Source organism: Paenibacillus sp. EKM212P (genome assembly GCF_011066115.1).
Lineage (GTDB): Bacteria > Bacillota > Bacilli > Paenibacillales > Paenibacillaceae > Paenibacillus > Paenibacillus polymyxa_B.
Genome location: NZ_JAAMNR010000001.1, coordinates 1086134 through 1100588 on the forward strand (window position 1 = coordinate 1086134; position 14455 = coordinate 1100588).

At 47.0% G+C, this 14455-nt stretch carries 12 protein-coding genes and 1 riboswitch; of the genes, 1 reads left to right on the forward strand and 11 read right to left on the reverse strand.

Annotated features, from left to right (window positions below):
* Positions 1-142: 142 nt before the first annotated feature.
* The 7 genes from G9G54_RS05160 to G9G54_RS05190 all read right to left on the reverse strand — a co-directional run bounded on the left by G9G54_RS05160 (position 143) and on the right by G9G54_RS05190 (position 7046).
* The gene (locus G9G54_RS05160) at positions 143-1405 is read right to left on the reverse strand and encodes a hypothetical protein (RefSeq protein ID WP_061830266.1); all 1263 of its coding nucleotides are present in this window, start codon (positions 1403-1405) and stop codon (positions 143-145) included.
* A complete protein-coding gene (locus G9G54_RS05165) occupies positions 1392-2735 on the reverse strand; it encodes a flippase (protein WP_165176451.1) in 1344 nt (447 codons plus the stop codon). The genes G9G54_RS05160 and G9G54_RS05165 overlap by 14 nt, the downstream gene beginning before the upstream one ends.
* A gap of 124 nt (positions 2736-2859) precedes the next feature.
* A complete protein-coding gene (gene gmd / locus G9G54_RS05170) occupies positions 2860-3849 on the reverse strand; it encodes a GDP-mannose 4,6-dehydratase (protein WP_013309172.1) in 990 nt (329 codons plus the stop codon).
* A gap of 21 nt (positions 3850-3870) precedes the next feature.
* Positions 3871-4809 (reverse strand): GDP-L-fucose synthase, encoded by a 939-nt coding sequence (gene fcl / locus G9G54_RS05175; protein ID WP_165176453.1) that lies wholly within the window; start codon positions 4807-4809, stop codon positions 3871-3873.
* Between the two features lie 36 nt (positions 4810-4845).
* A complete protein-coding gene (locus tag G9G54_RS05180; RefSeq protein ID WP_165176455.1) occupies positions 4846-5544 on the reverse strand; it encodes a sugar transferase in 699 nt (232 codons plus the stop codon).
* Positions 5545-5629: 85 nt separating this feature from the next.
* Positions 5630-6316, reverse strand: a complete 687-nt coding sequence (locus G9G54_RS05185) for a CpsD/CapB family tyrosine-protein kinase (protein ID WP_061830270.1) — start codon at positions 6314-6316, stop codon at positions 5630-5632.
* Entirely contained in the window at positions 6297-7046 is a 750-nt protein-coding gene (locus G9G54_RS05190) for a YveK family protein (RefSeq protein ID WP_069291330.1), read from the reverse strand. The genes G9G54_RS05185 and G9G54_RS05190 overlap by 20 nt, the downstream gene beginning before the upstream one ends.
* Before the next feature lie 327 nt (positions 7047-7373).
* Between G9G54_RS05190 and G9G54_RS05195 the strand changes: the two genes are divergently transcribed.
* Positions 7374-7742 (forward strand): helix-turn-helix domain-containing protein, encoded by a 369-nt coding sequence (locus G9G54_RS05195; RefSeq protein WP_165176457.1) that lies wholly within the window; start codon positions 7374-7376, stop codon positions 7740-7742.
* 53 nt (positions 7743-7795) lie between these two features.
* Here the strand turns inward: G9G54_RS05195 and G9G54_RS05200 are convergent, their stop codons facing one another.
* From G9G54_RS05200 to G9G54_RS05215, 4 genes are all read right to left on the reverse strand, one after another.
* On the reverse strand, positions 7796-7978 hold the full coding sequence (locus tag G9G54_RS05200) for a hypothetical protein (protein WP_165176459.1): 183 nt from the start codon (positions 7976-7978) through the stop codon (positions 7796-7798).
* Positions 7979-8290: 312 nt separating this feature from the next.
* Positions 8291-10585 carry a hypothetical protein gene (locus G9G54_RS05205; protein ID WP_165176461.1) on the reverse strand — a complete coding sequence of 765 codons (2295 nt, stop codon included), beginning with the start codon at positions 10583-10585 and terminating at the stop codon, positions 8291-8293.
* A gap of 48 nt (positions 10586-10633) precedes the next feature.
* The gene (locus G9G54_RS05210) at positions 10634-12202 is read right to left on the reverse strand and encodes a glycosyl hydrolase (RefSeq protein ID WP_165176463.1); all 1569 of its coding nucleotides are present in this window, start codon (positions 12200-12202) and stop codon (positions 10634-10636) included.
* A gap of 14 nt (positions 12203-12216) precedes the next feature.
* Positions 12217-12297: riboswitch (cyclic di-GMP riboswitch) on the reverse strand.
* 155 nt (positions 12298-12452) lie between these two features.
* A complete protein-coding gene (locus tag G9G54_RS05215) occupies positions 12453-13829 on the reverse strand; it encodes a sugar phosphate nucleotidyltransferase (RefSeq protein ID WP_013309163.1) in 1377 nt (458 codons plus the stop codon).
* Positions 13830-14455: the final 626 nt, after the last annotated feature.

Here is a 14455-nt window from a genome sequence, read left to right on the forward strand (position 1 = left end):
GGAGAAGCGTCAGCGTTCGCCTTTGACGTGGGATTCCGACCTCTTACAGGGCTTATTCAATCCAGGGAATCCCTCGTCAACAGCGATCGGAAGATCAAACCCGTCCCGAAGCGGCCTTCCATCCACAATAGTTGCTCCAGGATCAAACCCGCCCCGAAGCGGCCTTTCCCCTCCAACTTGAATGTTCACGCTGCCTTTCCTCCGTCATCTGCATATTAAAATGATCTGCCCCTTTGAGCTGGGCAGCTGCCATATCTGCCACTAGAGTCACACTCGATTCCATCGGCACAAAGCGGTATTTGTAGGCTGTAAGCCGATGATCCGTTTCGTGAAATAAAATATCCTGAGCGTAATTCCCCCATCGGTCCTTGGGCATCAAATCAATGGTCATGCTGGCATGCGCAGAGGGCAGCAGCATATTAGAGCCGTGGATACCGATTACTAATTGGCTGGCTGCGTATACCTCGCAGACCCGCAGCTCACTTTCTCGATCGAAGCGTGTGACACGCTCATCAGAAATCCATGCCGGGAAGCTCCCGGTACGCCCAAGTCCAGCGACTGTAAAACGATGATCTGGGAAGCTTTCTTTTAGCCTGCGGAACAGCCGTATGATTTTACTGCGCTGATGATAAATTAGCGGTTTTAGCCCACGTTTGAGCTGCGGAAATTTCTGTACCGCTCTTGCGATATGATGGCTGCCGCTCCACAAGCGATCTTCCCTCCATACGAAGGTAATGCGCGGCTCCGACTCACGCCCCTCGTCATAGCGGGAGACACCTGTAAACTGCTCAATATCAAACTGATTGGGATGTGAATATGCCGGGCTGACATACACCTCATCAAAACGCATCAGTTCCTCAATCATCCGATGATGTAGCACAGGATAAAAGTTACGTGCCCTGCTGAATGGCACATCAACCGTCCAAATTTCAGACACATATGCTGGCACCATCCACTCCAGCGACTTTTGCACAATGACGATAATTCCCAGGTCCGGGGATTGCTCGTATTCGCGTTGCACATTGAGCAGCTTGAGCAACGCATGACCATACAAATAATCCATAGTGTTGACGATGATTACACGTGTAGAAGCTTTCATTTTATGCACGGTCATGCCGACTGCTAAGTCATAGGAAGGATTCATCAACGATTGCCGCAAAGGCTCTCCGAGCCATTTTCTCGACTTCGCATCACCGGTCAGAATATAGTCAGGCATTTCTACACGATAAGGTGAATACGTGGCATGACCGACCCTCATGTCCTCGAGATATTCGCGTCCGCACCCCTCACACGCAGTACTGACACATACATGGATTCCCTGCCACAGCACCTCTCCACCACGTACCTTACCTCCACAATGCGGGCACTGTTCCTCATGCCGAACAAACGGTTTAATGGGTATCATGATTGTTCTCTCCAACTTTCGGTACTGTAATTTGAACACGCCAAAAGGTCAGGATGGACTTCATCATCCAACCCAAATTAGATTTAACTTCCTTAAACAGCAAATCTAATAGAAATACAGATATCGTAAAGGACAAGATCGTCGCCACTAACGACCCTCGGACACCAAGCAAAGGGATTAGCGCGTAATTGAAAGCGATATTCGTAACCGCCCCTACCACCGAGGTCAGCAGCGTGTATCTAAACAAATTTTCATTGGTAATAAACAAGCTTTTAGCAACACTGAAGTTGGTGAAAAACAGACGAATCGCAAACAGAGACAACAGCGAACCTGCTTCGGTAAATTCTCTCCCATACAGCACAACCACTACCCATTGGGACAGAAAAAATAAAGGTACCGAGGTCACAAGAAAGCATATAAACATCAGCCGATACACCTTGGACAATGTCTGTCTGTATTCGTCGCTTCCTTTCTGCTTTGAACGCGTCACCACCGGAGCATAAGCCGTCGTCAGAACGACCGGAATGAAGCCCAGCACTTCGATGAGTCGGAGTGCAACGGAGTATTGCCCGACCGCAGCATTCCCCAGCAGTTCACCGATAATGACTTGATCGATCCGTGCCTGTACATATACAGCGGAGGATGACAATATAAGCGGCCAACTGTGATTCATGATTCGCCGAGCTGTGGTTAAGCGGAACGTCCATCGGTTCACACGTCGTCCTTCCTTATGGAAGAAATACAGCAGCAGCAGGCTTCCCAACAGAAACTCTCCATGAGCACACAACGCTACCAACCATATCGGGACACCGGACAACAAAAGAATGATTTTGATGGTGGAGCCGAGAACAAAAGCGGTATTCTTGGCAACGACCGTGTATTTGGACAGCATCTGCGCACGAAACCAGTAGTCGATGATATCAAACAATTGAAATATCGAGGCCGTAGCCAGGATCAGATTGATCAACCGCACTGAACTATCTTCCGGTCTGAGCAGTGAAATGAAGGAATAGGACAGTACAATGGCTATCAGAGTACCTACCAATTTCAGCAGAACCGCCGTCCCCAATAGCTCATGCTCATCCTTGGGGTCTTTGACAAGATCGCGTACTAATATAGAATCAAAGCCAAGGGTCGTGAAAATCAGAAACATCCCGAAAAAGGATTCCGCATAATTCCACTTTCCCAGCTCCTCTGGTCCCAACACTCTCGCCATGATGATGCTGACTGCCAGGCCAAACACCATGCGAATCATTTTGTCACCGAACAGCCAGGATGTATTCACCAGCAAACTTCTGCGCGGTTTGGCGCGTTTTTTGACTAATGTCATAGGTTTTACTCCATCTTAAAAAATGACCTTTCGCACAGCCTTATAACCTGCTGTTCTGTCAATGCAGCTGCAATCATGTACAGCGAAGAGACCCCCCCGCCCAGGCGGGTGGCCTCTCCATCTCTTACACGACGACAGAAGCTTCAACTGCAGCCTGCCTTTTTACCCGCTCCAAGTCTGTATCCACCATCATATGAATGAGCTGCTCGAAGCCTACTTCCAATCGCCAACCCAGCTTTTCTTTCGCCTTGGCACAATCGCCGAGCAATAAATCTACCTCTGCCGGACGGACAAATTGAGGATCGATCACGACGTAATCCTCATAATTTAAACCTACATGGGAAAAGGCAATTTGCAGCAATTCACGTACAGAATGCATTTCTCCTGTGGAAATGACGTAATCATCTGGTTGATCCTGCTGAAGCATCAGCCACATCGCCTTTACATAATCGCCTGCAAAACCCCAGTCTCGCAGTGAATCCAAATTTCCCATGCGCAGCTCCTGCTGCAACCCTAGCTTGATACGAGCTACCGCATCCGACACTTTACGCGTTACAAATTCCAGTCCTCGGCGTGGCGATTCGTGATTGAACAGAATGCCAGAGCAAGCAAACATATCAAAGCTTTCGCGATAGTTCACTGTAATCCAATGGCCGTACACTTTGGCTACACCGTAGGGACTACGTGGGTAAAACGGAGTCGTTTCTGTCTGGGGTGTCTCCAGCACCTTACCGAACATCTCGCTGCTTGACGCCTGATAAAAGCGCGCTTCCGGTTTGGCAATTCGAACCGCCTCCAGCATATTGGTGACAGATAGCGCTGTAATCTGCCCTGTAGCCAACGGCTGCGGCCATGAGGCCGCTACGAAAGATTGAGCAGCCAAGTTGTAGACCTCATCCGGGTCGGACTGACGGACGGCTTCGATCAATGAAGCCAGATCGGTCATATCACCGGAAAGCCAATGGATGTCATTCTGGATATGCGCTACATTTTCAAAGTTCGGTGTGCTGGTTCGTCTGCGCACCCCGTACACCTCATAATCCTTGGACAGCAGCAACTCAGCCAGATAGGACCCGTCTTGTCCGGTAATCCCTGTGATCAGCGCTTTTTTCATTCCAATTCCCCCACCGTTTTTTTATTGTTCAACCAGATCCAGGCCTTGAAATGCCTGATACACAGACCTTAATCCCTCTTCTAGTGAAATACGCGCCGACCAGCCCAGCCCGGAAATTCGGGATACATCTACCAACTTACGCGGCGTTCCATCAGGAGCGGAGGTGTTAAAGGTAATTTCTCCCTCATAGCCGACTACATTCTTCACTCGTTCAGCCAGCTCACGAATGGAGATATCCTCACCTACGCCGATATTTACAATTTCATTTCCCTCATAATTGTTCATCAGGAACAGACAGGCTTCAGCCAGATCATCAGAATGAAGAAATTCTCGGCGCGGCGTACCAGATCCCCATACTTCTACAGTCGGAGATTGATTCAGCTTGGCTTCATGAAACTTACGGATGAGCGCAGGCAGCACATGAGAGGTCTGGAGATCAAAATTGTCGCCCGGACCGTATAAATTCGTCGGCATCACAGAAATAAACCGGGTTCCATACTGACGGTTGTAAGACTGACACATTTTAATCCCGGCAATTTTAGCAATCGCATAGGCCTCATTAGTAGGCTCCAGTTCACCCGTAAGCAGATATTCTTCTCGCAACGGCTGCGGAGCAAATTTAGGATAGATACAGGTAGAGCCGAGGAATAACAGCTTGCCTACATTCACCCGGTAAGCCGCATCAATCACATTCGTTTGTATAAGCAGATTGTCACGGATAAAATCAGCCGGATATTCGTTATTCGCCAAAATCCCACCAACCTTGGCCGCTGCCAGAAATACATAATCCACAGGCTCTGTTTCAAAAAAATGATCTACTGCCTCTTTATTGCGTAGATCCAGCTCACGGCTTGTGCGAGTAATAATATGACGGTAACCCGCATTCTGAAGCGCTCGGACAATAGCGGAACCCACCAGTCCGTTATGCCCTGCTACATATATGTTGGAATGAAGATCCATACTTATCCCCTACCTTCTTCGTGAAAATGAAAGACTTTAATACGCATCCTTGGAGCCTAGCAGCACACGAAATGTTTTCAGCATAATGATCATATCTGTGCGGAAACTGCGTCTGGATATGTACTCCAAATCCAGTTCTACCATCTGGTTAAAGCTTAGATGATTACGACCGCTGATCTGCCATAGACCGGTGCAGCCTGGTGTAACCGTCAGACGCAGCTTATCCCTCACTGTGTAATTATGGACTTCTCTTGGCAACGGGGGTCTGGGTCCTACCAGACTCATCTGCCCACGCAGTACATTGAACAGTTGTGGCAGCTCGTCGATGCTCGTTCTGCGAAGAAAGCGACCCACACGGGTAATTCGGGGATCGTCCCGCATTTTGAACATCGCACCCTCAATTTCATTTTCCACCAGCAGTGCAGACAATCTCGCTTCGGCATCAGACACCATGGAACGAAATTTGATCATGCGAAACGGACGCTCATTTTTCCCAATACGTACTTGATAAAATAACGCACTGCCTTTTGGGTCCTCCAGCTTAATCAGCAAAATGACAAGCAGAAATACCGGGCATAGTACGATGATTCCAATGAAAGACAATATAATATCCATGCTTCGCTTCACGAACGGGTATACGTTCCATCCTTGCCGCCGTTCAAGCCCATGAGCGACCGAATATACATCCACTGACGCGCCCAGCACTTCGGCATCGTTCGAGCGGGAAGAAGACACGTCTCATCACCTCGCTCCTTATTGATAATTATTATTTATACATTGTTAAAAGAATTTTATATACTCTCATTTTCCTCCTTTTTATTCATGTCAGATTGCGTTCCTCCATACCCCTCTCGGCGCGGGTATTCGAACGCTTCACATTATTAAGTACGACACCCAGAATGCGCGCCTTTACTCTTTCCAAATTCGCTTTTGCTTTCTTGACGACATCCTTTTTGACCTTCCCTGCCTGCACCACCAGAATGACTCCGTCACACATAGCGCTTATAATTAAGCCATCCGGAAAGGACAGCAACGGCGGCGTATCCATTAAGATCACGTCATAATGTTCTTTTAGCTCAACTAGCAGAGCATTCATTCTGCGGGAACTGAGCATCTCAGACGGATTGGGCGGGTTCGGCCCGGCTGTAATTGCATGCAGATGGTCAATCCCGGTTTCCTGAACCACATCCTGCCATGCCTGTTGATTGGCAAGTACCCGTGTCAGCCCTGTATGATTACGCAAACCAAACATATGGTGCAAGGAGGAGCGGCGCAGATCCATATCCATAATCAGCACCTTTTTCCCCTCTTGCGCATAGGTTACAGCCAAATTGCTAATCGTGACCGTTCTGCCTTCACCCGCCTGAGCGGACGCCACCATCATAACCTCAATCGGCTCGTCTATAGAAGAAAACTGGATGTTAGTGCGAAGCATGCGGTACTCCTCCGAAACGGAAGACTGAGCATGTAGGGATGTAACGAGCTGATTATTGATTAATCGCGGCATATTGCCCTTCACCTACCTGTTTAGGAGTTGTAGTCGAGCTGTCAGAGCGTTTATCTTCTTTTTTCATTTTCGTAATCAGGGATAAGGTAGGCAGACCGAGTTCTTTTTCAATATCCTCTTCATTCTTAAATGTATCATCCAGTACCTCCAGCAAAAACGCCAAGCCGATTCCCAACAATAAAGAGGTGGCAAAAGCAATAAATATCTGTATAGCGGGATTACTGTTGACGGGAACTGCTGGATCATTCAGACTGGCTTCGCTTAGGATGGTGACATTGTCCATTTTCATGATAGAGGGAATTTGCCGTTTGAATACTTTGGCTACCGCATTGACGGTTTTCACAGCCTTCGTATACGATAAATCGCGGATTGTTACATCCATGACCTGTGAATCACCAGCGGTGTTCACTCTTAATTTTTGCGCCAAAGCTGACGGAGTGACCTTAAGGTCGGGGAAGCTGGCGACCACCTGATCCATAATCGCCGAGGAGATCATAATTTGCTTATATGAGTTCGTTAAGGCTATATTCGTTTGAACTACACTGTAATCAACGACACCTGCACGATCCGGTCGTGGCGTCTGGTTGATAATGAGCTTTGCGGTAGCTTCATAAATCTGCGGGGTAAAATATACATTTTTTATGCCCACTACTGTACATACCAGCAGTACGATGCTACCAATCAACCACATTCTTTTACGGATCAAACGGATGTACTCTTTCAACTGCACAAGACCAGTCCTCCCTGATTGACTTGTTTTCGATGCAATAACGCTTGTACTGATCCTCTGCATAACGGGGAAAAGAACGATGCATGACCCTCTAATCTATAGTAAAATGTTGTATAATAGCGCATAGAAGGTCTAGCCAGCGAATAAGCACAAAATGCTCAATCATCGGTGGCCTCTTAGGGTATATAAACGAAGATATAAGTGAAAACTATGAAATAAAGATACGTTATGTAACTTACATAACTAATTTATGATACAAAACGTATCTTGTCAAGCGTAAAATTGCTTTTTTACCTTTCTTAACCTTGCCTTCAGGAGGAAAAACAGATGAATTATGGCACCCGCATCGCTGAATTACGAGAACATAAGGGATTAAAACAAGAGGAACTAGCGCAATCCCTCGGAATTACGCGGGCAGCTCTTTCTCACTATGAAAAAAATAGGCGCAAGCCAGATTTTGAGATCCTGACCAAGCTCGCTGATATTTTCGGGGTAACGATTGACTACTTGGTGGGACGTACGAGCCATCCGGCGGCAATATTGGATTCAGATGTGAGGGAATTTGTGGACCAGCTTGAACTGTCCGACGAGGATATTCTGCAACGTTTCAACCTGACCATTGACGGACGCACCTTGTCTGAGGAAGAAGCCAAACGTTTTATTGCATTTGTCCGAATGGAACGAATGTTGGAATAAAGAAAGCGGCCGATTGCTTCACGTCTCGCTCAAGTAAGACCAACCGTTGGAATTTACACGCGCTTGTCCTTCCGGTATATGGTTCCATCAGCGTCGCTTTCTAGCCATTCTGGCATCGTGAACCCACATTGGAGCAAAATGTCCCGGATGTCCAAGTCGATAGCGGCTTTGTCTACTTTCCGTACGTTGTTTTGAAAAAGAGGGTTGTTCACCCCTAATTCTGTCTCCTTGTTCATTCAGCATTAACCTCGCTTTATTATTCTTGGTCATCGGAAAGAGATTTCCCACAAAACCATGTATGTATAGTCATGAACAAAACTATTATATATGAATACATACCTGCAATGTTGTCGTCTTATGACGAGAATATAAAAGGATTTTCTTATTTTTTTCTTCATTATACGTAAAGTATTGGCAAATCAGAACGATTTTCCAACAAAAAAGAACCTGTCAGGTCCTATTTTCTCCTGATAGGTTCTTTTTTGTTTTATTTCGAAATGATGTTAGGTATTCGTTAACTCAGGTCCTATATACATTCCGATCTGTTATTAAGCGACCTCGGCTGCCTGGGAAACCTGAGTGCCTCCGGTCGCCCGGACTTTGTAGACATAGTGGCCTCCAGCTTTTACTGTGCGGTCTGTGTACGTGCTTCCCGCTACTTGCGAGGCAATCACCTGATAGGCCCCGTCGGTCCCGTCAGCACGCAGCACATCATAGGAAGATACGCCTTCTGCCTGAAGCCAATTAATTTTTACCGCCCCATCCTGAACAGAGGCAGCCTTCACCCCTGTTGGGGCTGAAGCTGCGGTCTGATCTGTGCTTTTTAATTCCAAAATATATTGTACCGCTTCGCCAGGACCCAGCTTTTCTTCAAAATCAAGGGCAGGAGAAGCCTTGAGCCCTGATATGGAACGCTGTGCCTGACTGTAAGTAGAACCCGCTCCAAAACGTTCACCCGTGTACAAACCGGATTTCGGCATCGTTACCCGTACACGAACGGTCTGCGGGGTAGCTTCGAAATTCACTAGATTCACCAGCAATTTGTCTGAAGTAGCGCCGCTACCTGCCAGCGGTTTAAGCTTGGACGTATCCACCGCACGAACATACACCATCTTATCCTTGGTATCCTCTGGATTCAGCACTGTATAAGTCAGAGGTTTTCCATGGGTGGCATAGGCTAAGCTCAAGCGTCTCATGATCTTAACGCGGGTGTCCTGTCCTTGCCCGAACGGATAAATTTCTGTGTTGGCCGGGTTATGACTTTGCAGATCGAAGCCTGTTTTAAACAGCGTATAATCTTTATAAAAAGCAGCGTGCTGGATAAACATATCGGCAAACCCAATTTGCGAACGCATAATCCGGTCGAATGCAGCTGCTTGTGGCTGACTAGCCCCGTAATCTGGATTGTCTCGATGCGTATCATTGGTACCGAACTCTGTGTTCAGCATCTTTTTCGCCAGTCCATTGCTCGAACCGCCGAAGGTTTTCAAATTTTGGACGAAGCTGCCCCCGCCCTCTTCATTATACGATTCACCATAGGCGTGTCCATTGGTCAGGTCGGTGACTTCCTCCAGCTGTTTACGTTGCGCCGGGTCCCGTTCCCATCCATCTGGGTCACCGCATTTTTGCGTACCACTAGTTTGATTTTTGCACGCCTTGGTAGAGTACGTTGGCCAGTAGGCCCAGCCCGGTGCTACGGTTTTGAGATGCGGTGCCAATTGCTTGCCTTCTGTATTCAACCACTTGGCCACAGCCAGGTTTACCGCCTTGGAGCGATTAAATAATCCAGGTTCGTTATCTACTTCATAATATTGAAGATAAGAACCGTATTTTTTTACATAATCGCGCAACTTTTGCTTGGCCGTCTCTGGCAGAGAACCATCTTTTTGCAGCTTAATATCACCTGTATATAAATACAAAGCAGACGATTGCATATTATACTGCTTTAACGTTTGATAGTAATCATCCACGTCTGTACATGCCTTGCCCACATTACTGGCACAGGTGACCCTCATGACGTTGCCACTATAAGCAATGCCCAGCCACTTGAGAACGTATGGTAAATGCTTAACTGCACCCTGATCATAATAAAATTCTTTATTGTTCACATTTGTTCCGGTCAGTATATATTTACCGTGTACCGGTTCGATCGCAGGTGAAGCTAACGTCTCCAAGCTCAAGTCATCCCAGGTCCACCACACATTTTTATCTTCTGCAGAGGAGCAGTATAGGCAGCGCGCTGTCTTTAGCTTGAGTACGTTAACACCGCTTTGCAATTGCTCTTTGGGGATATACAACTCGTAGTTGCTTTTGTAATTATATGCACTGCCCGTACCGGAAACCCCAGCGATTTGAATGATACCGGACAGCTGATAATTTGAAAATACAGCCAATTGCGGAACAGCTTTGCCCGCATCCAAAATCCGTACACGGAATATCACTCCATTGGGAGGAACTTGATCCAGCTTATACTGGAGCGACAGTTCAGGATTCGTGGACGCATTCAAGCCGGGAGGAATATCTCCACTGCTGAGCAATACCGGGGCCGCTGTATTCTCTGCTATGGACGTTGCAGACGATATTCCTTTAGCCGACGATTCGGTAGAAGCAGAGGCTGTAGGAATGTTGATATTGTCTCTACCAATCACTCCTCTAAATTCCGCTGAAGAATCATCCCTCTGTCCCAGCTTCCATACTGGACTGGCTGCCGCTACTTTATCCGTCGGCAGTTCTACGCTCCTTGAAGGCGTGTAAATCAACCAAGCGATCAGCGCTATAGCTACGACCCCCAGCAGCCCGGATAATACTGGCGTATACCTGTGGGTCAACCATTTTTTCATCATATGATCCACCCTCTCTCCTCAAAATTTTTGACCGGGAAAGAGAATCTATTAAGGAAGAAACAAAGCGTTACCGGGAATCACCGCTTTCGCTTCATGCTGACTTTCCCACATCAGACGTGCCATTGCGTCACCATATTCATCATAGTATTCAACTTTTAAATCTACCATTTTACCTGCTTGCAAGGTGATACTGCCCTTGCGCTCTGTCCAGCTTTGCTTAAACCAGCTATCAATAATTAGCTTGCCGTCTACCCATACCCGGATTCCATCATCAGATATCGTTGTAAACGTATAGGTCTCACTATATTGTGGCTTCATTTTACCTGTCCAGCGAACGGAGAACCGATCAGCGTTCACCCTTGCATCAGCTGTGGCAGCACGCCAGTTATAGTCCAGCTTGCTATCTGTACGGGTCAAAGCAGCACTACCATCCAGATTCATGTTGTTAAAATATTCACCCCGCAGCCCGTTCGCATAAACCATATCCGGAACAGAAGGAGGAGCCGGGATAGGCTCGCTTTGCCCCTCGTCCGGTAGGGTTGGTACATCTGTCCCGGGTTGTTGAACTGCTGCCAATCCATTTTTCACATCATCTCGCGTCAAGCTCCTCGAATCATTCATATAATCCTGAATTTGATCCGTTGTGTTATTCTCGGTCAGCATCTTTCCCCAAGTCATGGAATACACCCATTTGGGCTGAGCCTGTAATACCTCGGAGCTGGGCATCTCACCGTGTTCCCCAATGGCAATCGGCTTATCCCCTGCCAACCCGAGCAGACCTTCATAATGACTTTGTTCAAAATCATTGTTGTAAATGTCTACAGCCAAAATGTCTACTTTGTCATCCCCCGGATATTTAGGGGTATACGGGAAGGTATACGAATTAGGAGCATTCGGGCTCCATACCCACAGCAGATTGTCTAGTTGATGTGTGTTTACAAAACGGTCATACATGATATTCCATAGCTGATTGAAATTAGTTTTGTTTCCCCACCAGAACCAGTCACCATTCATTTCGTGATAAGGTCTCCATAAAACCGGAACACCCGCATCACGAAGCTGCTTTAGCGATACAGCGACCTTATCCAGATCGGCAATGAGGAGGTTATACTGCGCAGTGCCTGGCGTCACGTATTTATTGAACTCCGTCTGACTTACTTTCGCCTGCACATTGGCCCAAGTCAGTGGTCTACCCGGCAGCGCTTCATGAAAAGTCATCGTCACAATGCCTCCGGATCTGCTCCAGCGGATCGCGCTATCGACAACATTTTTACGTTGTGCTGCTTCCGAAGCGGCAGATTGACCTGAGATGGCTCCCATCTCATAGCCGTGCACACCCACATACGCCTGACTGATTTTTTGGACCTTGTTACTTAATTCATCCGGACTCTCCAAATAATCATGCTGACCGGTGATTATTTTTTTCCCCGAGATGCTGAGTAAATAGCTGTATAGTTCACGGGCCTGAGTAGAAGCGTCCGAATTAACAGGTTGTAATGCAGCGGCATTCGCCACAGACAGAGATTCACCAAAACCGACGGGCAACAAAGAAAAAAGCATAACTACGGGGAGTGCATGACGTATCAGTCGATACAGAGGAATAAAATTGAATCTCACTTTTTGCTCTTCCTTTCGGTAGCCAGGCTGCCATCCCTACGGAAGGCCCTTTAGCTTTGCGTACCTGCCTTTCGACAGGGCTGCGTTTATCGTTGGAAGGAGTTTGGATTCCTTCTTACCCTAAGTATCGACTTTCTTTTACCAAAATTTAATAGGTCATGTTCATGAATTTACAGGTTTTCGCCCAATTTCGACAGTTTGAGCTATGAATTTTCATAGATTCGTCTTTTTTTCGTTTTTACGAAAACAATTATGAGATAAATTGGTGACGGGAAATTTCATTCCAATCCATACAAAAGCGGACAATATCCTCTTCAACCAATTCAGAACCAGTCTGCACCTCAATAAAATCCACATCGGTCACAGCCAAAATGCTATGCTTCGTTCCTTCAGGAATGCGAACTACATCACCAGCTTTTACTTTGTGCAGCTTCTCATTCAAAATAATTTCCGCTTCACCGCTAATAATGGTCCAAATTTCACTCCGTTTGAAATGAAGCTGATAGCTGATATTTTTGCCTTTCCGTACGCGGATTCGTTTGGTCAATACCTCGTTACCCTCGTCATACTTAACATAATCCACAACCCGATACTGCCCCCAACGACGTTCTTCATACATTGGACGCTGATCATGAGCCTTGAGCACTTCCTTAATGCGAGGACTTTCAGCCTTATTGGTCACAAGAATACCATCCGGGCTAGCGGCTACAATCAGATCATTCGTTCCAATGATCGCCACAGGAATGTCTAACTCGTTAATAAGACTCGTATTGACGCAATCCTCCGTTACTACACCTCTGCCCACTTGTTGATTAGACATTTCTTCTGTGAGTGTATTCCAGGTACCCAAATCCTTCCAAAAACCATCGTACGGAAGAACTACGATATCCTTTTCCTTCTCGACTACTTCATAGTCAAAGCTGATTTTTTCCAGAGATGCGTATTGCTTTTGCATTTCTTCATAATTAAGCGGCAACCCCTTGGATGCCAAGATATCCAGCAAATAACTTAATTTGAATGCAAAAACCCCGCAGTTCCATAGAGCATTGCGTTCAATCAGACGCTCCGCCTGCTCCCGGTCGGGTTTCTCTTGAAAATGGCTCACTTCGCGGTAGCCAGTGCTACCTTGGGTGGCATCGTTTTTCGGAATAATGTAACCATATTTCTCTGAAGGATAGGAAGGGACAACCCCGATTAAAGCAAGCTTGCCTTCACTCTCCTGGAGTGTATGTTCCAGCTGGGCTACGGAAGCGAAGAAAGCATCCTCAACATAAGGATCTACAGGCAAAATAGCTATAATTTCATCAGGGGAAACACCAGCAATGGAATATAGATAAGTCGCTGTCAGCGCAATCGCAGGAAAGGTGTCTCTGCGTTCCGGCTCAACAATGATGCGCGTATTCGGCCCGACCTGACTCTGGATCATTTCGACCTGTGCTCTCCCTGTCGCAATAAACGAGGATTCTGATAATCCATTGTCTCCCAATTGTCTCCATACCCGCTGTACCATGGATTCCGAAATCCCCTCCGGGCTCTCCAGTACCTTCAAAAATTGTTTGGAACGGGAATCGTTGGACAAAGGCCATAATCTTTTACCGGAACCACCAGACAAAAGTACGAGCTTCATAACTCTCCACTTCCTCTCTATATTGGTTGGATGATCGTTCTGATGATGAGTTGTTGACTACCCGCTACGGTATGAATTTAATCTTATGATCGCTGTTGCCGTGGGATTCTTTGGATTGTATAAGACATTTAAATGTAAGAATACCACGTCAAAGGCGAACGCTCCGCTTCTCCAGATTCAAATCCATCCCTGCGCTACTCAAAAATGCATCATGCCGATCATACCGTTTATTGCAAAAGGCACGACCGGACATTATTAAGTCCGGTCAGCCTGTAAAATCTCACGCTTGGCGTTTACCTGCCTTGCTTCACAGGAGCGGCGCCGCGGTACAGCCGCATGGCGCTTTGATCGGAAGGAGCGGCATCAACCGCGCCGCTCCTTCTGATCTGCCCTTCTACTCCCCCCATAAGGTGGGAGTTTAAAAATTGTGACTCCACGGCGAAAAGCAGCGGAGCGGGCAGAATTGTTCTGAAGAAGCGTCAGCGTTTGCCTTTATCCCCGGATTTTAACCTTTGAATGTTTTATATAATCCAGAAAATCCGGGGGTAACAGCAATCGGAAGAACAATCTGCACGCGTAGCGCCTTCAGCGCCTCCAACACCGCCACAGTCACTTTTTAATCTGTC

Coding starts and splice junctions, on each gene's coding strand:
- G9G54_RS05160 (WP_061830266.1), bottom strand. CDS start 1,405: ATGATACCCATTAAACCGTTTGTTCGGCATGAGGAACAGTGCCCGCAT.
- G9G54_RS05165 (WP_165176451.1), bottom strand. CDS start 2,735: ATGACATTAGTCAAAAAACGCGCCAAACCGCGCAGAAGTTTGCTGGTG.
- gmd (WP_013309172.1), bottom strand. CDS start 3,849: ATGAAAAAAGCGCTGATCACAGGGATTACCGGACAAGACGGGTCCTAT.
- fcl (WP_165176453.1), bottom strand. CDS start 4,809: ATGGATCTTCATTCCAACATATATGTAGCAGGGCATAACGGACTGGTG.
- G9G54_RS05185 (WP_061830270.1), bottom strand. CDS start 6,316: ATGCCGCGATTAATCAATAATCAGCTCGTTACATCCCTACATGCTCAG.
- G9G54_RS05195 (WP_165176457.1), top strand. CDS start 7,374: ATGAATTATGGCACCCGCATCGCTGAATTACGAGAACATAAGGGATTA.
- G9G54_RS05200 (WP_165176459.1), bottom strand. CDS start 7,978: ATGAACAAGGAGACAGAATTAGGGGTGAACAACCCTCTTTTTCAAAAC.
- G9G54_RS05205 (WP_165176461.1), bottom strand. CDS start 10,585: ATGATGAAAAAATGGTTGACCCACAGGTATACGCCAGTATTATCCGGG.
- G9G54_RS05215 (WP_013309163.1), bottom strand. CDS start 13,829: ATGAAGCTCGTACTTTTGTCTGGTGGTTCCGGTAAAAGATTATGGCCT.